Consider the following 19,230-nt stretch of genomic DNA (forward strand, 5'->3'; position numbering starts at 1 on the left):
CATGCGTATCCGCCTTACTCCCATTGCCCTGGCTCTCCTGACGTTAACTGCGGGTGCGGCCAAGGCTGAAATTGCGCCGGACGCGGGTCAATCGATCCGTGAGATCCAAACGAAACCGCCGGCGTTACCGCCGCGCCAGACGCTGGAACTGAACCTTCCCGACAAGCCGGACACCAACCCGACGACCAGCGGGCCGACAATGCAGGTCGCGCAATTCAAGCTGACCGGCAATCAGGCGATCGGCAGCGCCGATCTGCTGCCATTGCTGGCTGACCTGCGAAATCGCACGGTCAGCTTTGGTGAGTTGCAGGCAGCGGCCGGGCGTATCACCCTGTTTTACCGACACAAAGGTTACCCGTTGGCGCGGGCTTATTTGCCGGCCCAGGACGTGGAAAATGGCATCGTCACCATCGCCGTGCTCGAAGGTCATTTTGGCGAAGTGACGCTCAATAACGCGTCGCGCATCAGCGACGGCACGTTGGCGGCACCGCTCCACGCGCTGAAAAACGGGGGCGCGGTGCGCGCCGGCACCCTGGAACGCAGTCTGTTGCTGCTTCAGGAAACCCCCGGCGTCGAAGTCCGGTCCACGCTGAAACCCGGCACAGCCGTGGGCGCCAGCGACCTGGTGGTGGATGCCCGCTCGGCGCCGATGGTGTCGGGCCAAGTGGATCTGGATAACTATGGCAACCGCTTCACCGGTGAATATCGCCTAGGCAGCACGCTGAACCTCGCCAGCCCGTTGGGCATTGGCGATCAGGCCAGCATGCGGATCATGGGCTCTGATGAAGATCAGCGTTACTACCGGGCGGCGTATCAGTTGCCGATCGGTCCGTGGGCGACCCAAATCGGTGCCGCTTACTCGGACATGAATTATCAGCTGGCCAAGGATTTTGACCATCTTGATGCCTCGGGTCACGCGAAGATTGCCAGCGTGTTTGTGCAGCAGCCATTGATTCGCACCCGGGATTTCAGCCTGACTGCGCAACTGCAATTCGATGACAAACGCTTAAAAGATGACATCGATCTTTACGACTACAAAAGCAACAAACACTCGCATGTCGTGACCGCCAGCCTCAACGGCACCGCCCGCGACAATTTTTTGGGTGGCGGTTCGAATGCGTTCTCGTTGGCCTGGAGCCAAGGCAACCTGACGCTGGATAACACGCAAGACAAAGTGCTGGACGATCAAACTGCCAAGACTCGCGGCACCTTTCAGAAGATCAATCCCAGCGTCGTGCGCCTGCAGCGCCTGACGGATCGGATCAGTCTTTATGGTCAGCTCCAAGGCCAATGGGCCGGCGGCAACCTTGACTCCTCTGAAAAAATCAGCCTCGGCGGCGCGTATGGCGTACGGGCTTATCCAGAAGGCGAAGCACAGGGCGACCAAGGTTATGTGGCCAACGTCGAACTGCGTTACGCACTGACCGAGATCGCGCAGCTGTTCACCTTCGTCGACCATGGCGAAGTGCGGCTGAACAAAGACACGTGGGTTGACGGCGAAAATCACCGCAGCCTTTCCGCTACGGGCGTGGGCTCGACATTGTCTGCCGGCAACTGGCATTTGATGGCGGTCGCGGCATGGAAGCTGGGTAATGCCGATGCACAGAGCGACGTGGATCGTACGCCGCGGGTGTGGGCGCGGGTTAGTCGTTCGTTTTGACGGTTAGCGCTAGCCCATAAGTCGGGTTTTGCGCGGCGTCAGCCAGGCAATGCGCAACGCCGCGCAGCAGCGGATTCCGCTGGTGCGTTCTTCCAAGTTTGGCCGCAAAAGCCCTGATGTGGTCTGCGATCTGACGGCGGTGAATATTACAGCATGGCGTCAATCACCTGACGCATCGGTGCCAGCGCTTCCCGATTAAAATCACTTCATCGGACCCAGTTCGATGAAGCGTCCAGACGCCAGAAAGCAAAAAACCAGCTGCTAAGCTGGTTTAATCAAAAATGGTGCCCGGACTCGGGGTCATTCAGTTCTCTATTAAGTTGAATTCCATCATAAATTTTATCCCCGCCGGTTGTCAAGACCCGCAATGTGACCCGTTTTATGGTATGTAGATCAAAGGGTAGGGCACTGCACTTGTTGTCATGCCCGGTGAGTTTCTTTGGTTCGATCGCCTATGCTGCCTGTTAATCGTAATGACATTAGCGTTACGCCATACTGTTTAATTTATCTCCAGAGGAATACCCGGGAGGATGACGTCATGCCAGCGACGAACCGCGTTTCTGTCAAACGCGAGACATTAAATTTACGCATTAAACCCGCCGAGTGCGATCTTATCGATCGTGCGGCGAAGGCGAAAGGGAAAAACCGTACCAACTTTGTGCTGGAGGCCGCGCACGCCGCGGCAGAGGAAGCGTTGATCGAGCAGCGCATCATTATGGCGGACCCGGACGCCTATCAGGAATTTCTGGCTCGTCAGGATCAAGCTCCTGCTCCCAACGCCGCGCTGCGTAAAACCATGCAAACGCCTGCGCCGTGGCAGCAGAATCATTGATTTTAGCCCCTGATCTTCTTCACGCCGGGCATATTCTTTCCTCATTTTGTTGCGGCGTCGAGTCTATGGTCAACTGGCTAAAACAGCGGGCGATGAAAAATCAGCTAACCGGCGCATCCCGAACGTTCGTCTGCTGCGACGACCCGAAGGTGATGGCGTATTACTCGTTGGCGTCCAGTGCCGTGATGACCAATACTGCGCCTGGGCGCTTTTGTCGCAATATGCCTGATTCGATCCCGATCGCGGTGTTGGGCCGTTTGGCGGTTGATACATCATTGCACGGCCAGGATATCGGGCGGCACTGATGCGAGATGCCGTGCTACGGGTGGTTCAGGTGGCGGAGACTATAGGCCTACGCGGGATGCTGGCTCATGCGCTGTCTGATGAGGTGCGGGAATTTTACCCGCTGGCGGCGGCAGGTCTGGTTATGCCAGTCGCACTGACGATCAATCGGTGTCCATGCTCAGAGGCGTTCCGGGGATAGCCCCGGGGGATTTAAATGAAAATATTCCGCTAAAAAATCAACGCAGAGCTTTAACCGGGTCGAGGTCGACGGTTTGATAGTGTAAACCGCCCAGATATTGGCGCTTTGCGCGTATTCCGGCAGCAAATGGATTAACAGCCCCTGATCGATATATTTCTGCACATCCCAGCGTGAACGACAGATAATACCGTGCCCTGCCAGCGCCCAGTTTAATACCGCTACGCCGCTGTTGGAGGATAACGAACCCTTTACCCGCACCTGGCAGGCTTCTTCGGCTCTCGTCAGGCGCCAGACGCCGAACGGACTATTCCTTTCCTGGATAACCAGGCATTTATGCCGCGCCAAATCATCGATTTCTTGAGGTATACCGTGTTCTGCGAGATAACCGGGGGCAGCGCAAAGAATACGGGCGTTATCCGCCAGTCTTCTGGCGATATAAAGCTCTTTGATATCATTCCCAATGCGGATTTCGATATCGATTCCTTCGCCAATCAAATCCATGACACGATCGGATAGTGTCAATTTACAGGTTATTTGCGGGAATCGGCGCGAAAATTCCGCCAGCGCCGGGGCCATATGCTGTTCTCCAAAACCAAATGAACAACCGATATTCAGATGTCCCTGGATATGCTCATGGGTATCGGAAAGGCTGGAAATAAATTCACTCATAGTATCCAGCACGCCCATCGCCCCGTCACGGGCTTTTTCGCCGTCGGGCGTCAAACTGATCTGGCGAGTATTGCGTAAAAACAGCCGTACTCCGAGTCCCTTTTCCAGCAAATTAATCCGTTTGCTTACATAGGCCGGGGAAAGCCCCAGTTCCACTGCCGCGGCGGCAAAACTTTGCTTTCTCACGACGGTCAAAAAAACGTTTAAATCATCAACCAACGGCCATGTATGGGGTGATTTATTGTTTAGATGCATAAAAGTTTCCGCGGCGAATATCAAAAGACGTAGGGGTATCACGTAAACCAGCATGCCACGGCTCCCGGACCATGGCAAACTGCTGCCGCTCGCGCCTTCCTCGTTTATGCCAGGAAATTAAGCAGCTCATCCAATGTTCTCCGGGGGATCTCCTCTTGTGGACTATGACCGCACGGTAGTGCCTTCCCCCGCACATCCAGCGCCTTTTCCCGCCAGGTTTCTTCCACGTCATACAGTTGGCCGACCGTGCCCTTCGCGCCCCATAAGGCCAGCACCGGCACAATAACGCATTTCTCCCGATCCGCTTCGTCATCTGCTAAATCAATGGTCGCGGCCGCCCGGTAATCCTCGCAAATGGCATGTAGGGTTTGCGGGTTGGCGTAACAGCGCAAATATTCGTTAAAAATCTCAGGTTCGGTGGCCCCCGGCGTTTTCAACTGCCCGCCGATATGCTTTTCTAAAAAGAAGGCCGGATCGGCGGAAATCAGTTTTTCGGGTAGCGGCGCGGGTTGAATCAAAAAGAACCACCAAAAATAACGGGTGGCGAAGTTTTTATCCGTGCGGGCATACATGGTCGCGGTGGGGGCTATATCGATAAACACCACCCTGGCCACCGCCTGCTGATAATCCAGCGCCAGGCGATGCGCCACCCGTCCCCCGCGATCGTGGCCCACTACCGCAAAACGGTTGTACCCCAACCCGGCCATCAATAGCATCATATCCCGGGCCATTTCCCGTTTTGAATAAGGACGGTGCTCCGCATCGCTTTCCGGTTTGCTGCTATCGCCATACCCCCGTAAATCGGGCGCGATAACGGTAAAGCGCTCAGCTAATTCCGGGGCCACTTTCCGCCAGGTGGCATGAGTTTGCGGATGTCCGTGCAGCAATAACAATGGTGCCCCTTTTCCCCCGATGGCGGTACGCAGTCGAATACCGTTGCTTAAACCAATGTCACTGAGGCTAAAGCCGGCAATAAAGGGGGACGGTCCAATTATTTCACTCCCTACGGTCATAATAATTCCTCTTAGCTACACGGAAGGCGGGTAAAGGGTGGAAGAATCCAGCTCCGGTCGCACCGGAACCGTTTGTTCTTCATAAATCATATTGGTTAAACGACCGATACCTTCTATTTCCACCTCGATACAATCCCCCGGCTGTAAATATACGGGCGGAATTCGTTTTTTACCCACCCCACCCGGCGAACCGGTAATAATGACGTCTCCGGCGGAGAGCGGTGTAAATGTGCTGATATAGCTGATCAAATGAGCCACGTCGTGGATCATATTGCGGGTATTGTCATTTTGCATCAGCCGGCCGTTAAGCCAGGTTTTGATGGCGAGGGATTGCGGGTCGCCGATATCGGCCAACGTGACCATATAAGGGCCGAACGCGCCGGTGGCCGGCCAGTTCTTGCCCGCCGTGTACCAGGTGTGCTGCCAGTCACGGGCGGATCCGTCCATATAGCAGCTGTAGCCTGCCACATACTCCAGCGCCGCCGTGACGTCCACATGGAAACAGGGTTTGCCGATGATGACCGCCAATTCCCCCTCGTAATCAAATTCCCGGGAGCCGGCCGGTTTGATAACCGGACAGCGATGTCCGGTTTGCGAATCGGGGAAACGGACAAACAGCGTCGGTTCAGGATTGAGCTCGTTGAATTCAAGTCTTTTTTCGGCATAATTCATGCCGGCGCAGATAATTTTATTCGGATTATCGATCACCGGCAGAAATTGCACATCGTCGGGTGATGTATCGGGTGTCGTATTAATAAATCCATAGGCTTCAGACAGGGCGTTTTGTTCAAGCAGGGCTTTTATCGAGGGGTATTTCTTACCCAGCTTATCACTCAAATCGATGATACCCCCCTCAGTCCATACACCATAACCGCGCTGTTTATTACGGATATAACTCGCCAGTTTCATTGACAACCTCATTCAATCGCTTGGGTTTCACTCTTTATCGCCAGGCAAGGCTACAGCTTCAGCCAGGGATTCTCCGTAAAATGACGCTGCTCGAAATGCCGTATATCCTCTTTAAACTGAAGGGTATAATCAATCGCATCCAAACCCGCCACCAGCATCTGCTTTTTGAGATCGTCGATCTCAAACGGCAAAGCGTCATCCCCGGCCACGATGCGCTGTCCCACCAGATCCACCGTTATCCGGTGATCGCCGCTATCGGTCGCCGCCTGCTCAATTCGCCGCAGCGATTTTTTATCCAGCGTAATGGTGAGCACGCCGTTACGTTGGCAATTATCGTTGAATATACCGGCGAAACTGCTGCCAATCAGTGCGCGTATTCCGAGCTGTTTCAATCCCCACACCGCATGCTCCCGGCTTGAGCCGCAGCCGAAATTCGGTCCGGTCACCAAAAACGCGGTCGGGCGCCAGGCAGGCTTGTTGAGGATAAACGCTGGATTTTCCGATCCGTCGGCCAGGAAACGCTGGTCAAAAAAGGTGCCCTTGTCCAGCCCCCGGCGATCGATGCCTTTGAGAAACTGTTTTGGCATAATGACATCGGTATCGATATTAGCGGCCAGCATCGGCGCGGCGATACCCTCAACGCGTGTAAAAGGTTCCATTTTGTTATGCCTCTTGAACGAAACGCCGGACATCGACGATATGACCGGCGATGGCGGCGGCGGCGACCATTGCCGGGCTCATAAGATGGGTTCTCGACCCGGCGCCCTGCCGTCCGGCAAAGTTACGGTTGGTGCTGGACGCGCAGCGATCTCCCGGTTTCAGCACATCTTCGTTCATGGCCAGACACATTGAGCAGCCCGACTGACGCCATTCGAAGCCCGCGTCGATAAAAATTTGCGCCAGTCCTTCATGTTCGGCTTTATCTCGTACCTGGGTCGACCCAGGCACAATCATGGCGCGAACCTTGGGCGAGACCTTACGTCCCTGCACCACCCGGGCTGCCGCGCGTAAATCCTCTATCCGCCCGTTGGTACAGGAGCCGATAAAGGCGTGGGAAATGGGGATGTCTTCAAAGGACATGCCGGGCTTGAGCCCCATATAGTCCAGCGCAAATTCGATATCACGGCGTTTTTGATCCTCTGTGATACTGTTCGGATCCGGGACGCTGCCGCTGACGCCGCCCGCCTGGTCCGGGCTTATTCCCCAGGTGATGCGCGGCTCAACGGCGGTGCAATCAAGGAAGATTTCTTTATCAAATACCGCCATATCGTCGCTCTTAAGCTTTCGCCATTGAGCCACGGCCTGTAGCCAAAGGGCATTTTTGGGTGCGCGGGGAGCGGATTCGATATAGGCGAACACCTTCTCGTCCGGTGCGCTGAACGCGCCGCGCGCGCCTGCCTCCACGGCCATATTGCACATCGTCATACGCCCCTCCACGCTCAGGGCGCTGTAAACCTCGCCGGTAAATTCGATGGCATAACCGGTGGCGCCGTCCGCGCCCAGTCTTTCAATCAACAGCATGATAATGTCTTTGGCGGTCATGGCTTGCATCGGCGAGCCGATAACGCTGACCCGCATGGTTTTCAGCTTTTTATAGACCAGGGTTTGTGTTGCCATCAGATGTTCGATTTCCGACGTGCCGATACCGAAACCGAGCGCGCCAAACGCGCCGTAGGTACTGGTATGGCTGTCCCCGGCGGCAATCACCGTGCCCGGCAGCACCCAGCCCTGTTCCGGTGCTACCACATGCTCGATGCCCTGGCGTTTATCCATGACATCAAATAGCTCGATGTCGAAATACTTGCTGTTATCGCGGAAATAATTGACCTGCAATTCACCACCCGCATCCGTCATTGCCGGAGTACGCACCGGACGCGTCGGATTGACGTGGTCGACATTGAGCAATAATGTCGCTGGATTCCATACCCGCCGCCCCGCTTCACGCAATCCGCTGAACGCCTGGGGGCTGGTGTACTCATTCAAAATCGAACGATCGATATAAAGCAGTACATTGCCTTTATCATCCAGCGTTCGAACAGTATGAGAATCAACTAATTTCTCATATAATGTTTTATGCTCGCTCATGGTTACTCCCGTCATAGCACCTGGTCTGGTTATTCTGGCAAAATGATCTTGCCGTTATATTACCACCCTCTTGGAAGTTGTTAGTTAATTTAAAAATCACGATATATGTTCTAATAAATCACGAACTGTGTTTTATCGACGTTAAAATGCCGTAATATATTTTTAATTAAGTTAATCAGATCGCTGTCACAGAATGCAATAATCAACTATTGTGCGGGAAATCCATCTTTCTGAAAAGTGTGATCAATATAGCATTATGAATCATTAAATACGCGGCATTGTGCGCAGCATTCGATAAAATTGATAAAAATTGTAATTCACAAAAATCATATAAAAAATAAAAAACATTATTTATCAATAAGTAAAAATGTTTAATTGGCATGAGGGCGTCATGAAAAAAATAGTCTAGAAGCAATACACACATAATGTGATGATTGCCATTACACTTCTGACATTTGTGAACACACCTGACTGTGAAACTATATTATCAACAGAAAAATGAGGAATGTAGAACCGGCAATAATTTCTCATTATTTCAGCCAAAAGGAATTGGTCAATTTTATCAAAAGAGGGTATTAACCCACGAGTTTTTTTATTGCTTAAACCTTAGAAAAATCCGAATGCCTATGTATGTGAGTAAGGAGAATTACCGTTATGCTCAATAACCGCAAAAAAAACAGTCTCAGGGCGTACCTGCCCATTATTATCACCTTGCCACTGGCCGGCTTGGCCGAGCTGGCATCCCTTTACTCGGTGCAGGCCATGCTACCCAAGCTGTCGGAAGTGTATGGTATCCCTCTGAACCAGGTGGGATTGATTCTTTCGGTGGAGATCAGTTGCCTGGCGCTGGCGTTGCTGTTCAGCGGCAGCCTTTCTGATCGTTTCGGCCGCAAGCAGCTGATTGTTTATTCGTTACTTGCCGGCGGTTTGCTGACGCTGTGTTGCGCCTTTGCGTCGTCGTGGACGATGCTGCTGCTGCTGCGCGGATTATTAGGCCTCACCGTCAGCGGCATCACCGCAGCGGTGACCGTATATATCAGTGAAGAAATAATTCCCGCGATGACAGGTATTATCACCGGTTATTTTATTTTCGGTAATTCCCTCGGCAGTATGTCCGGACGCGTATTTGCAAGCCAAATGATGGACCGAATCCCGGTGGCAGGCATATTTATTATCTTTGGCGGGATTTTACTGCTGATGGCGTTATTGGTGCTGTTTTTCCTGCCGGCATCAAAGAATTTCGTGGCCATGCCCAACCTGAATCTGGCGCTGATGTTACGCGGAGGTATTGCACATTTTAGGAATAAGACTCTTTTCCTGATGTTTATCATCGGGTTTATGATATTCGGTTCATTTACGTCGGTATTCAATTTTATTGCTTTCCATTTACATAACACACCCTTTCATTTGTCTTATGCCTGGATTGGATTAATTCCTATCAGCTTTTCCCTCACTTTTTTCAGCGCTCCCGCCGCAGGCCGGGCTACTTTGAAGTATGGCGCAATGAATGTACTGACGTTGCTCCTGACGGTAATGTTGGCTGGAATCGTCATTACACTGATGACGGAAAATATCTTCGTATTTATTGTTGGCATTGTGTTTTTTGCCGTTTCTTTTTTTATTAGCCATTCTGTCGCACTGGCTTGGGTGAGTAAAAATGCCCGTGTTAATAAAGGGCAGGCCACAGCCTTTTATTTGTTCTTTTACTACCTTGGCGGCGCAGCCATCGGCTATTTGAACGGTTTTTTATTTGCCCGTTTCAGTTGGAGTGGAATGATAGGGTCGATTGTGTCCATGCTTGTTATTGCCCTTCTGGTCTGCCGTATTTTGCAAAGAAGCCAGCGGACCGAGGCTTCGGTTTTTCCCGCCCCAGCCAAAACCGCTGACGAACCGGGGACGCGCCGGTCCCGGCAATCCGACAAAAGTTTGGTCAATCATGTGACTAAATAATTGGCATGCAGTTGATCAAAAATTAATCACAAGGATATATTTTTCATACAGCTAGCGCTGATAGTTAATTGACAGTTCCTAAAAACAAACAGACTATTTTTCAGTTTTGCCGATTGCTGCTTATAATGGCCTGGTCGTGGATTAGGGGAGAAGATCCAGTAAGTTCCTTAGCGCTATATGATGCCAAACGGTATAGTTAGGTGTCGTATTATAAAGTTGAATAAGCCAAATTTTACATTTTGAAGCGTCGCTCCCACCGGGCCTAATATAATGCTGTTGGCAATAATGCGGTTTAATTAATTCGCTGCGCTACGGGGGCGGACGAAATCTTGGACTTGTTTAAGCCGTTGTGGGGAGATAGTACCGTTTTCAGGAAGTCGGACGGGAGCGATAGTACTGAAAAATTCTGAAATGTACTGGCAATGGCTAATACTGTCGCTTGTCTTTTTTTACGCAATCATTTGATGATAGTACTTTCCGAAGGCGGCCGGCGAGAGATTCCCAACCGGGAATGACGACACTGGCGATTGTAGAAAATCTTGATGTATTCGCGTACTACTGTGCTGAAGCCGCTTCTTCACGCGTATTACGCCTATAAAGTGGTTGAGGTCTTCATTCTTCAGCGTTCCCCAAAATCTCTCCATTGGCAAGTTGTCGTAACAGTTAACTTTACGCGATATTGACATCTTCATGCCGAACTGTTGCTGTATAGCATGATAATCATGCATGCAGCACTGAGAACCACAATCAGTGTGGGTTCCAGCGCCAAACGGGTCAGCATCCGGCCTTTGTAGTTATCAATGTGCTCAAGTAATTCTGGCAGGCGTCGCAGCGGCAAAGCGGGAAGATGTTGGGTCACAATCGGTGTCACGACGCCACCCAGATCGAACGCGGGGTTGTATTTGATGATGCCCTGTTGCACGGCGTGGCGCATGATTTTGGTCAAATACTGGCGCATTCTCCCTGCAACGTCATGCACGCCTTTGTCGTCGATGGCTTTGATGAGCTGCGCCAGATGCCGTGTTTCGACCTCCGCGATATCCATTTCGCCCATGTCGGGGAACGCGTAGCGTTTCAGGCAGGTCAGAATTTTATCCGCGTGGCTTGCCGACCAGAGCCTGAGGCTGCTGGTGTGCCACGAGGTTGCGATGTGTTTAAAGGTGCGGGTTTCGTCTACAGCGGTTTTTTCTGATTCGCGGGGCAGGGAAGGGCAGATGCCGGATGCCAGCAGCTTGCGCGCGGCGTCGCGCTTTTCACGGGCCGCCGCCAGCGTTACCTGCGGATAGGCGCCTAAAGCCAGGCGGGATTCTTTGCCGCCGAAGCGGTAGCGGAAATACCACAGACGCGAGCCGCTGGTGGATACCAGTAGATACAGACCCTGGGCATCGGTGAGTTTGTAGGATTTTACCAAGATTTTTGCAGCGCGGATTTTACTGTCAGTCAGAGCCATGTGAGGGCCTCTCCATTCATCGAACTGAATGACCCGCAATTTGACCCCACATTTTCCGGATACCTAGGAATAAATCAAAACGTATCGGAAAGGGTTCTTACGCCAACCTATTGAATTTAAGATATATAGGGATTCATAAGAAAGCATAAAAAAGAAATGGTGGTGCCCGGACTCGGACAAAAACGCCGGGAGCGTTTTTGCACAGCGCGTCAGCGCTGGCCCGCAGGGCGAGCCTCATGGATGAGGCGAGTCATCGAACGCCGTTCGATGGGGAGTCCCGATGCCAGAAAGCAAAAAACCAGCTGCTAAGCTGGTTTAATCAAAAATGGTGCCCGGACTCGGACAAAAAAGCCGGGAGCGTTTTTGCACAGCGCGTCAGCGCTGGCCCGCAGGGCGAGCCTCATGGATGAGGCGAGTCATCGAACGCCGTTCGATGGAGAGTCCCGATGCCAGAAAGCAAAAAACCAGCTGCTAAGCTGGTTTAATCAAAAATGGTGCCCGGACTCGGAATCGAACCAAGGACACGGGGATTTTCAATCCCCTGCTCTACCGACTGAGCTATCCGGGCAACGGGGCGCATTAAACCGTATCGCCGGGATGACGTCAACGGCTTTATCATCTTTGTTCGCTCGATCGGCGAGTTTTCACGCAGTCAGCGTTGTGCCGCCCGCGGGCGTATCCGGGGTGGCGGCGTAAAAAACCAGGGTAATACGTGATGGCGCCCTTTTTCCGGATGCGATTATTTCATTATTTTCTATAGCGAAAATACGCTAAGACTATTTCTCATTATGGCGCCGGTATTTATACGTGGCGATAAACGTATTTTATTGGTCATTATGATCATGCCTGGTTGGCGAATGGAAAAAGTTGAAGCGCTGTTTATTGTCAATCACACCATCCTGGCCGGCGCTGACGGGCCAGGGGCCGCGGTATTTCTTATGGGATGGCGGATGAGGCAGGTAAGCAGGCCAGGTACAGGAAGACTTTATCCATGCATTTTCCTTCGCTGGAGCCCGGGTTATGGGCGTATAACGCGATGACTTTAAGGCGGTGGAGAAATAAGATATGTCATAATTTAACTGAATAATATAAATTTATTGTTTATCATATGGTTAATATCAAATTTGCTTTTGCTTATTGGCAATATTTTTGCTTGAACCCGGCGTAAAAAAATGCAATTATTGCGCAAATTTCTCTTATCACTGCTGCAAGGTCTTTGGGAGCCGCCGGTATGATACATTCCATGCTGCTGCGTTATAGCGTCGGGCATCAATGCCTGGTGTTATCCGATATTTGCCCAAACGATCTTCGCCTCCGAAGTACACCCCTGCTCACCATGCGGTGAGGGTATATCCCGGCTTCCTGTTAAGCAGTCGTAAAAACAGAGATTGGCTCTGCTTTTACTGATGCTTATCGGCTGCTGTTAATACCAGTGTTTCCGATAACTCGCTGTTTTCACAAGCGGAAACAGCGAAGACATCTTATGCGGGAAGATACGTTGTTCTCCCATCGCGTGCTCTCAGGCACATACACTCATCCTTAACCTTTGGGATTGGTGACATGAAATTATTAAAAATAGCGGCCAGTGCGGCCTTTGCCGATCGTTTGTCTACCGCGCGGGATATCGTGCCGCTGGATAGCACCGATTTTACCGATGTCGCGGCCCTGGTCGTTTCCGTGGCGGACGCGCGCGCGGGCGTACTCAGCATTTTGCGCAATACCGGGCTGTCGATTCCGGCTTTTATCGCCGTGGAGAGCGGGGAGCACGCCGCTGATGTCGCCTTGCCGCCGCAGACCGGCCTGCTTATCCTGAGCGGCGCGGAAGACCACGGGCCGCTACTGGAAGCCGCCGCCGCGCGCTACCAGCAGGGCGTGCTGCCGCCGTTTTTTGATACCCTGACGCAATATGTCGCCATGGGCAACAGCACCTTTGCGTGCCCGGGCCACCAGGGCGGCCAGTTTTTCCGCAAACATCCCGCCGGGCGCCAATTTTATGAATTTTTCGGCGAGAATATGTTTCGCGCCGATATGTGCAATGCCGATGTTAAATTGGGCGATCTGCTGATCCATGAAGGCTCGGCGAAGGAAGCGCAAAAATTTGCCGCCAAAGTGTTTAATGCGGATAAAACCTATTTTGTGCTGAACGGCACCTCGTCGGCCAATAAGGTCGTCACTAACGCGTTGCTGACCCGCGGCGACCTGGTGCTGTTTGATCGCAATAACCATAAATCGGTTCATCACGGCGCCCTGATACAGGCGGGGGCGACCCCGGTCTATCTGGAAACCGCGCGCAACCCGTTCGGACTGATCGGCGGTATCGACGCCCATTGCTTTGACGAGCGTTACCTGCGCCGCCAGGTGGAGGAAATCGCTCCCTGGCGCGCAGCGCAGCAGCGTCCGTTCCGCCTGGCGGTCATCCAGCTTGGCACCTATGACGGCACCATCTACAACGCTCGCCAGGTGGTGGATAAAATCGGCCATTTGTGCGATTACATTCTGTTTGATTCCGCCTGGGTCGGCTACGAGCAGTTTATCCCGATGATGGAGCAGTGTTCACCGCTGCTGCTTGATCTCAATGAACATGACCCCGGGATCTTTGTTACCCAGTCGGTGCATAAACAGCAGGCCGGCTTTTCGCAAACGTCGCAAATCCATAAAAAAGACGCGCATATCAAAGGGCAGAAACGCTTTTGCAACCATAAGCGTTTCAACAACGCGTTTATGCTTCATGCGTCCACCAGTCCGTTTTACCCGCTATTCGCCGCGCTGGAAATCAATGCCAAAATGCACGAAGGGGCCGCCGGCAGGCGCCTGTGGCTGGACTGCGTTAAGCTTGGCATCGATACACGCAAGGACATGCTAGCGCAGTGCCGCCTTATCAAGCCGTTTATCCCCGATCGCGTCGGCGGCAAGCGCTGGCAGGATCACGACACCGACGCCATGGCCCATGACGTGCGGTTCTTTAATTTTGTGCCGGGAGAGTCCTGGCATGCCTTTAGCGGTTACACCCAAAACCAGTACTTTGTCGATCCCTGCAAACTGCTGTTGACCACGCCCGGCATCGACCGGGTGAGCGGGAATTATTCGGCGTTTGGGATACCGGCCACCATCCTTGCCACCTATCTGCGCGAAAATAATATCGTGCCGGAAAAATGCGATCTTAATTCGATCCTGTTCCTGCTGACGCCGGCGGAAGACGCGCCGAAAATGCGCCGGCTGACGGCGGCCTTGGTGCAATTCGAGCGCTATATCGAACAGGATGCGCCGCTGAGCGACGTATTGCCCAGCATCTGCGAAAAATATCCCGACCGCTACCAGGGATATACCCTGCGCCGCCTGTGCCAGGAAATGCACGATTTGTATGTCAGCTTCGATGTGAAGCAGCTGCAGCGGGAAATGTTCCGCCATGACTACCTGCCCCAGGTGGCGATGAATCCCCAGGAAGCCAACATGGCCTTTGTGCGCGGCGATGTGGAACTGGTGCCGGTGAGCAAGGCGGAAGGACGTATTGCCGCCGAAGGGGCGCTGCCGTATCCGCCGGGCGTGCTGTGCGTGGTGCCCGGCGAAGTGTGGGGCGGCGCGGCGCAGCGCTATTTCCTGGCGCTGGAGGAGGGGTTAAACCTGCTGCCGGGCTTTTCGCCGGAACTGCAGGGGGTTTACGCGGTGCGGGGAGAGGATGGCCTACAGCGCCTGTACGGCCACGTTATCGGCAACTAGCCCCCCGGCGGCCGCGTTATCGGGCCGCGGAGGGGTTTATCACTTAGCGGTAGTGTTTCTGTAAACTGCTCACCTTATACAAATACCGCCGCGACTCCGCGGACGGGTGCTGGGTGGACAGTTTCTGGTAAACCTCATCCGGATCCAGGTTGTTGATGACCGAGAACGCGCGGTTCTTGTCGCTGGAGAAAACCCGCAGCACGCTGCCCGCGCCGCCGTTATAGGCGGTAATCACCGCATAGCGCCGGGAGGTGGGATTGACAATCCCCGCCAGGTAGCTGGACTGCAGCAGCGCCAGATAGGCGGTGCCGGTATCAATGTTGTTTTCCGGATCGAACAGGTAGCTACGGCTTGGCTGGCCCCATTTGCCCTTCATTTTGAATACGTCGCGTCCGGCGCTGTGCTGGACGACCTGCATCAGGCCCAGCGCATCCGAATGACTGACCGCGTAGGGGTTAAAACTGGATTCGGTTTGCATAATCGCCAGGATCAACGACTGATCCACGCCATATTTCTGTGAGGCGTTACGCACCATCGGCAGATATTTATGGGCGCGTTTATCCAGGTGGTTAGCCACCAGTTGGATAGTCACCGACCAGATTTGATGCAGGCCGGACGTGCGCTGCTGCAGCCGGGTTTGCAGCAGGTAATCGGCAAAGTGGGCGGCGCGCCATTCCCAGCGGATGGGATCGCCGTTGTTATCCACCACCTGGCCGTACAGGAAGGGCTGCTTACTGATCTGGATATCATTGACGTCGGAATAGAGATCGATGGAACCGGGGTTGTCGCCCATCAGCAACGTGCTGATAATCGCCTGGCGCAAATGCGACGCCGGATCGCCGGCAATGGTCTCGATGGTAATGGTCCCGGCGTCAAAATTAATATGGCTGCGGGTCTGGTATTGATCGGTGTATTTAACGTAATCCTTCGGTCCGGCAATCAGGACCTCGTTGATGCCCCAAATATTCTCAATATTATTGGCGAACTGCCCCATAAGAATATCAAAACCATTGGTATCTTTAACATAGGCCTCGTTGTCTTCGGTTTTATGACTGGAACACGAGAACAACAGGGGCGCAATCACCAGCAATGCTACAATTTTCTTCATCTTACGGGCCGTGTCAGGACAAGAAAGGCATAATGGGCCTGCGAGCGCTCATCTATCATTATGGTTTAGGCGGCGTGTACCCTTCGACATGCACATCCTGGCCTTCAAACAGAAACTTAATCATCTCCTGTTCCAGTATTTTACGGTCGGCGACGTTCATCATGCTGAGTTTTTTTTCGTTAATCAGCATGGTCTGCCGGGTCTGCCACTGCGCCCAGGCTTCCTTGGAGATATTGTCAAAGATGCGTTTGCCCAGCTCGCCCGGATAAAACTGGAAATCCTGGCCTTCGGCCTCTCGCTTGAGAAAAGTACAGTAGATGGTTCTGCTCATTATTGTTCCTCTTTGTTGGCGGGATGGCCCAAGGCCGGTGGCCGTGGCGCGCCTGCCGGCAATTTACCCGCTTGCAGCAACAGGCGCTCGACCGGCGCGGCCAGTCCCACCGATGGCGGTTGCGCTAAGTTATACCAGAGTCCGGCGCCTTCATCCATGCAGCGCTGCGCGCCGTCCGTATTTAACAGCACCGGGACGATATCCAGGTGGAAATGGCTGAAGGTATGGCGAAACGCCGTCAACTGCTCGCCCTGATCGATATCCAGGCCGCGGCTTTGCAGCCAGGCCGCCAGTTCCCCGCGTTGCGTAAACTGCGGGAAGCAGAATAATCCGCCCCACAGGCCGGCGCCCGGGCGCTGTTCCAGCCAAATCCGCTGGCCGGACTTTAGCATCAGGAACCAGGCGGTTTTTTGCGGCAACGCCTGGCGCGGCTTCTTGCCCGGATAGAGCGCCCAGCTGTGGGCGGCATAGGCCTCGCAGCCGGTATTAAGGGGGCACAGCTCGCATTTCGGCCGCGTGCGCGTGCACACCAGCGCGCCCAGGTCCATCATGGCCTGGTTGAACTGCCCGACGCCCTCGGCGGGGGTCACTTCCGCGCTCAGGCTCCACAGCCGCTGCTCGACCTCTTTTTTGCCGGGCCAGCCGCCGACGGCAAAATAACGCGCCAGAACACGCTTCACATTGCCATCAAGAATAGGATAATGCTGGCCAAGCGCCAGTGATAATATCGCGCCGGCGGTAGAACGGCCGATACCGGGCAGGGCGGTGATGTCTGCAAAAGCGGTGGGGAAGACGCCGCCGTGCCGGTCGGCAATCAGCTGGGCCGCTTTGTGCAGATTACGCCCGCGGGCGTAATAGCCCAGCCCGGTCCACAGATGCAGCACTTCATCCTGCGGCGCCGCCGCCAGCGACCCGACCGTCGGAAATTTAGCCATGAAGCGCTGGAAATAAGGGATAACCGTGGCGACCTGGGTTTGTTGCAACATGATCTCCGACAGCCAGACCTTGTACGGCGTCTTGTCCTGCTGCCAGGGAAGTGTTTTGCGCCCGAAGCGCCGGTACCATTCCAGCACTTGTTGCGCGAACAGTTGCGCTTGTCTCATCGGTGGGGTATTACTCTCCGGCAGGTCTTGGCTCGAAATATCAGGCAGCGATTCCAGCACAGAGTTGCCATACTGTAAACAGGAACTTTCCGGTACCGGCCACTTGCTAATCAACGCTATCTTTGCATAATGCGCGATTGCCAATCAATTTGCCTAAAACGAAACTACTATGAGCAATGACGTTATCTCCCATGAATTTGACGACCAGGGACGGCCGCTGCGCCGCATCCGCAGTTTTGTGCGCCGCCAGGGTCGCCTGACCAAAGGCCAGCAGCTGGCAATCGATACGCTGTTGCCGGCCATGGGCGTCGAATACCGGCCCGAGCCGATCGCGCCGGCGTCCCTGTTCGGGCGCGAGGCGCCGCTCACCCTGGAGATTGGTTTCGGCATGGGCGCGTCGCTGGTGGAGATGGCGGCGGCGCATCCGGAACAGGATTTTCTGGGTATCGAGGTGCATCTGCCCGGCGTCGGCGCCTGCCTGCTGAGCGCGCGCGAAGCGGGCATCAGCAACCTGCGGGTGATGTGTCATGACGCGATCGAAGTTTTGGAGCATATGATCCCGGACGAGAGCCTGGCCCTGGTGCAACTCTACTTTCCCGATCCCTGGCATAAGGCCCGTCATAATAAACGGCGCATCGTGCAGACGCCGTTTGCCGAACTGGTGCGGCGCAAGCTGCGGGCGGGCGGCGTGTTCCATATGGCCACCGACTGGCAGCCCTACGCCGAGCATATGCTGGCGGTGATGAGCGACGTGGCGCATTTCCATAATCTTTCCGAACAAGGGGACTACGTCCCGCGTCCCGAATTCCGGCCGTTAACTAAGTTTGAGCAGCGGGGCCAGCGATTAGGCCACGGGGTTTGGGATTTAATGTTCGAAAAAAGTGTCTGATGTTTGACCTTTATTTTCAGGAGAACGTATGTTGCGCAAAGCAGTTCTGGGTATCTTGATGTTAACCGCCTGGCAGGCGCAGGCGGATTATCAGTGCCAGGTAAAACCGCAGGACGATATCTTTATCACCGCGCAGACCGTGCAGGTGGTGGGCGCCAGCGGCAACGTGACCATCAGCCGCAACGGCGACGTGGTGCGTAACGGCCGGCAGGTGGCGCTGGATGCGCGGGCGCGCCAGCAGGCGGTGGATTACCAGGCGGAGATACGTCAACAGCTGCCCTGGATTGACAACGGCGCCCAGGCTCATCTGGAGAAAGGCCGCGTGGCGCTGGACAGGGTTATCGTGCAGCAGTTGGGCAGCGACAGCAACGTGCGTAACCGGCTGACCACGCTTGATAAACAGCTGAAGCAGCAGATGAACCGCATTCTGGAGCATCGCAGCGAAGGACTGGCCTTCCATCATCAGGCCATTGATCAGGTGCAGCAGGACGGCCAGCGCATCGTGCAGCAAAGCATGGGCGGCGTGGTGCAGGACAGCCTCAACGAGATGGGCGTTAAGCAGACGATGAACGCCGCCACCGGCAACAGCCCGCTGCAGTCGGTGATGGGCAATCTGGGCGGCTTGCAAAAAGCCATTCAGGCGGAGTGGAGCAACCAGGAACAGGAATTCAAGCAATTCGGCGATCAGGTCTGCCAGCGGGTGACCCACCTGGAGCGCCAGCGCAGCGATCTGCTGAAATCCCTGCCGCAATAACGCGCCCGGCGGACGGTTGCA

At 54.1% G+C, this 19,230-nt stretch carries 14 protein-coding genes, 1 tRNA gene and 3 pseudogenes; 7 read left to right on the plus strand and 11 right to left on the minus strand.

Annotated elements, in window-relative coordinates; genetic code table 11:
- Position 1 precedes the first annotated feature (1 nt).
- From ABUK12_RS20520 to ABUK12_RS20530, 3 genes and pseudogenes are all read left to right on the plus strand, one after another.
- Positions 2–1,660 (plus strand): ShlB/FhaC/HecB family hemolysin secretion/activation protein, encoded by a 1,659-nt coding sequence (locus tag ABUK12_RS20520; protein WP_410013545.1) that lies wholly within the window; start codon positions 2–4, stop codon positions 1,658–1,660.
- A 538-nt stretch (positions 1,661–2,198) separates the two neighbouring features.
- Positions 2,199–2,492 carry a DUF1778 domain-containing protein gene (locus ABUK12_RS20525; RefSeq protein WP_410013546.1) on the plus strand — a complete coding sequence of 98 codons (294 nt, stop codon included), beginning with the start codon at positions 2,199–2,201 and terminating at the stop codon, positions 2,490–2,492.
- Positions 2,489–2,895, plus strand: a pseudogene (locus ABUK12_RS20530) (GNAT family N-acetyltransferase); the annotation flags it as partial. The gene ABUK12_RS20525 and the pseudogene ABUK12_RS20530, both read left to right, overlap by 4 nt.
- Before the next feature lie 60 nt (positions 2,896–2,955).
- Here the strand turns inward: ABUK12_RS20530 and ABUK12_RS20535 are convergent.
- The 5 genes from ABUK12_RS20535 to leuC form a co-directional block, all read right to left on the minus strand.
- Positions 2,956–3,900, minus strand: coding sequence for a LysR substrate-binding domain-containing protein (locus ABUK12_RS20535; RefSeq protein WP_410013547.1), 945 nt, complete (start codon positions 3,898–3,900; stop codon positions 2,956–2,958).
- Between the two features lie 104 nt (positions 3,901–4,004).
- Positions 4,005–4,913 carry an alpha/beta fold hydrolase gene (locus ABUK12_RS20540; RefSeq protein ID WP_410013548.1) on the minus strand — a complete coding sequence of 303 codons (909 nt, stop codon included), beginning with the start codon at positions 4,911–4,913 and terminating at the stop codon, positions 4,005–4,007.
- Positions 4,914–4,928: 15 nt separating this feature from the next.
- Entirely contained in the window at positions 4,929–5,822 is an 894-nt protein-coding gene (locus tag ABUK12_RS20545; RefSeq protein ID WP_410013549.1) for a fumarylacetoacetate hydrolase family protein, read from the minus strand.
- 50 nt (positions 5,823–5,872) lie between these two features.
- Positions 5,873–6,481, minus strand: a complete 609-nt coding sequence (gene leuD, locus ABUK12_RS20550; protein ID WP_410013550.1) for a 3-isopropylmalate dehydratase small subunit — start codon at positions 6,479–6,481, stop codon at positions 5,873–5,875.
- Between the two features lie 4 nt (positions 6,482–6,485).
- Positions 6,486–7,907 (minus strand): 3-isopropylmalate dehydratase large subunit, encoded by a 1,422-nt coding sequence (leuC, locus tag ABUK12_RS20555; RefSeq protein ID WP_410013551.1) that lies wholly within the window; start codon positions 7,905–7,907, stop codon positions 6,486–6,488.
- Positions 7,908–8,561: 654 nt separating this feature from the next.
- On the opposite strand from leuC, the gene ABUK12_RS20560 reads away from it, so the two are divergent.
- Positions 8,562–9,857 (plus strand): MFS transporter, encoded by a 1,296-nt coding sequence (locus ABUK12_RS20560; RefSeq protein WP_410013552.1) that lies wholly within the window; start codon positions 8,562–8,564, stop codon positions 9,855–9,857.
- Between the two features lie 449 nt (positions 9,858–10,306).
- Here the strand turns inward: ABUK12_RS20560 and ABUK12_RS20565 are convergent.
- From ABUK12_RS20565 to ABUK12_RS20575, 3 genes and pseudogenes are all read right to left on the minus strand, one after another.
- Positions 10,307–10,648 (minus strand): annotated as a pseudogene (locus ABUK12_RS20565) (integrase core domain-containing protein); the annotation flags it as partial.
- A pseudogene (locus ABUK12_RS20570) lies at positions 10,585–11,307 on the minus strand (tyrosine-type recombinase/integrase); the annotation flags it as partial. The pseudogenes ABUK12_RS20570 and ABUK12_RS20565, both read right to left, overlap by 64 nt.
- Before the next feature lie 492 nt (positions 11,308–11,799).
- A tRNA-Phe gene (locus ABUK12_RS20575) sits at positions 11,800–11,875 on the minus strand.
- Between the two features lie 992 nt (positions 11,876–12,867).
- Between ABUK12_RS20575 and ABUK12_RS20580 the strand changes: the two genes are divergently transcribed.
- Positions 12,868–15,024, plus strand: coding sequence for an ornithine decarboxylase (locus tag ABUK12_RS20580; protein ID WP_410013553.1), 2,157 nt, complete (start codon positions 12,868–12,870; stop codon positions 15,022–15,024).
- Positions 15,025–15,067: 43 nt separating this feature from the next.
- Here ABUK12_RS20580 and mltC read toward each other — a convergent pair whose 3' ends face one another.
- The 3 genes from mltC to mutY are packed head-to-tail and all read right to left on the minus strand — an operon-like array spanning position 15,068 to position 17,566.
- Positions 15,068–16,132: a membrane-bound lytic murein transglycosylase MltC gene (mltC, locus tag ABUK12_RS20585; protein ID WP_410013554.1), complete on the minus strand. Its 1,065-nt coding sequence runs from the start codon at positions 16,130–16,132 to the stop codon at positions 15,068–15,070.
- A gap of 58 nt (positions 16,133–16,190) precedes the next feature.
- The gene (locus ABUK12_RS20590) at positions 16,191–16,463 is read right to left on the minus strand and encodes an oxidative damage protection protein (protein WP_162366945.1); all 273 of its coding nucleotides are present in this window, start codon (positions 16,461–16,463) and stop codon (positions 16,191–16,193) included.
- On the minus strand, positions 16,463–17,566 hold the full coding sequence (gene mutY, locus ABUK12_RS20595; RefSeq protein WP_410013555.1) for an A/G-specific adenine glycosylase: 1,104 nt from the start codon (positions 17,564–17,566) through the stop codon (positions 16,463–16,465). The genes ABUK12_RS20590 and mutY overlap by 1 nt, the downstream gene beginning before the upstream one ends.
- A 169-nt stretch (positions 17,567–17,735) precedes the next feature.
- On the opposite strand from mutY, the gene trmB reads away from it, so the two are divergent.
- Entirely contained in the window at positions 17,736–18,455 is a 720-nt protein-coding gene (gene trmB, locus ABUK12_RS20600; RefSeq protein WP_410013556.1) for a tRNA (guanosine(46)-N7)-methyltransferase TrmB, read from the plus strand.
- Positions 18,456–18,483: 28 nt separating this feature from the next.
- Complete coding sequence (locus tag ABUK12_RS20605; RefSeq protein WP_410013557.1) at positions 18,484–19,209, plus strand: DUF2884 domain-containing protein; 726 nt, start codon at positions 18,484–18,486, stop codon at positions 19,207–19,209.
- Positions 19,210–19,230 lie beyond the last annotated feature (21 nt).

It is taken from the genome of Sodalis sp. C49 (genome assembly GCF_046352915.1).
Classification (GTDB): domain Bacteria; phylum Pseudomonadota; class Gammaproteobacteria; order Enterobacterales; family Enterobacteriaceae; genus Acerihabitans.

Excerpts from the sequence above, each read along its gene's own strand:
- ABUK12_RS20520 (WP_410013545.1), top strand. The coding sequence starts at position 2 with ATGCGTATCCGCCTTACTCCCATTGCCCTGGCTCTCCTGACGTTAACT.
- ABUK12_RS20525 (WP_410013546.1), top strand. The coding sequence starts at position 2,199 with ATGCCAGCGACGAACCGCGTTTCTGTCAAACGCGAGACATTAAATTTA.
- ABUK12_RS20535 (WP_410013547.1), bottom strand. The coding sequence starts at position 3,900 with ATGCATCTAAACAATAAATCACCCCATACATGGCCGTTGGTTGATGAT.
- ABUK12_RS20540 (WP_410013548.1), bottom strand. The coding sequence starts at position 4,913 with ATGACCGTAGGGAGTGAAATAATTGGACCGTCCCCCTTTATTGCCGGC.
- ABUK12_RS20545 (WP_410013549.1), bottom strand. The coding sequence starts at position 5,822 with ATGAAACTGGCGAGTTATATCCGTAATAAACAGCGCGGTTATGGTGTA.
- leuD (WP_410013550.1), bottom strand. The coding sequence starts at position 6,481 with ATGGAACCTTTTACACGCGTTGAGGGTATCGCCGCGCCGATGCTGGCC.
- leuC (WP_410013551.1), bottom strand. The coding sequence starts at position 7,907 with ATGAGCGAGCATAAAACATTATATGAGAAATTAGTTGATTCTCATACT.
- ABUK12_RS20560 (WP_410013552.1), top strand. The coding sequence starts at position 8,562 with ATGCTCAATAACCGCAAAAAAAACAGTCTCAGGGCGTACCTGCCCATT.
- ABUK12_RS20580 (WP_410013553.1), top strand. The coding sequence starts at position 12,868 with ATGAAATTATTAAAAATAGCGGCCAGTGCGGCCTTTGCCGATCGTTTG.
- mltC (WP_410013554.1), bottom strand. The coding sequence starts at position 16,132 with ATGAAGAAAATTGTAGCATTGCTGGTGATTGCGCCCCTGTTGTTCTCG.
- ABUK12_RS20590 (WP_162366945.1), bottom strand. The coding sequence starts at position 16,463 with ATGAGCAGAACCATCTACTGTACTTTTCTCAAGCGAGAGGCCGAAGGC.
- mutY (WP_410013555.1), bottom strand. The coding sequence starts at position 17,566 with ATGAGACAAGCGCAACTGTTCGCGCAACAAGTGCTGGAATGGTACCGG.
- trmB (WP_410013556.1), top strand. The coding sequence starts at position 17,736 with ATGAGCAATGACGTTATCTCCCATGAATTTGACGACCAGGGACGGCCG.
- ABUK12_RS20605 (WP_410013557.1), top strand. The coding sequence starts at position 18,484 with ATGTTGCGCAAAGCAGTTCTGGGTATCTTGATGTTAACCGCCTGGCAG.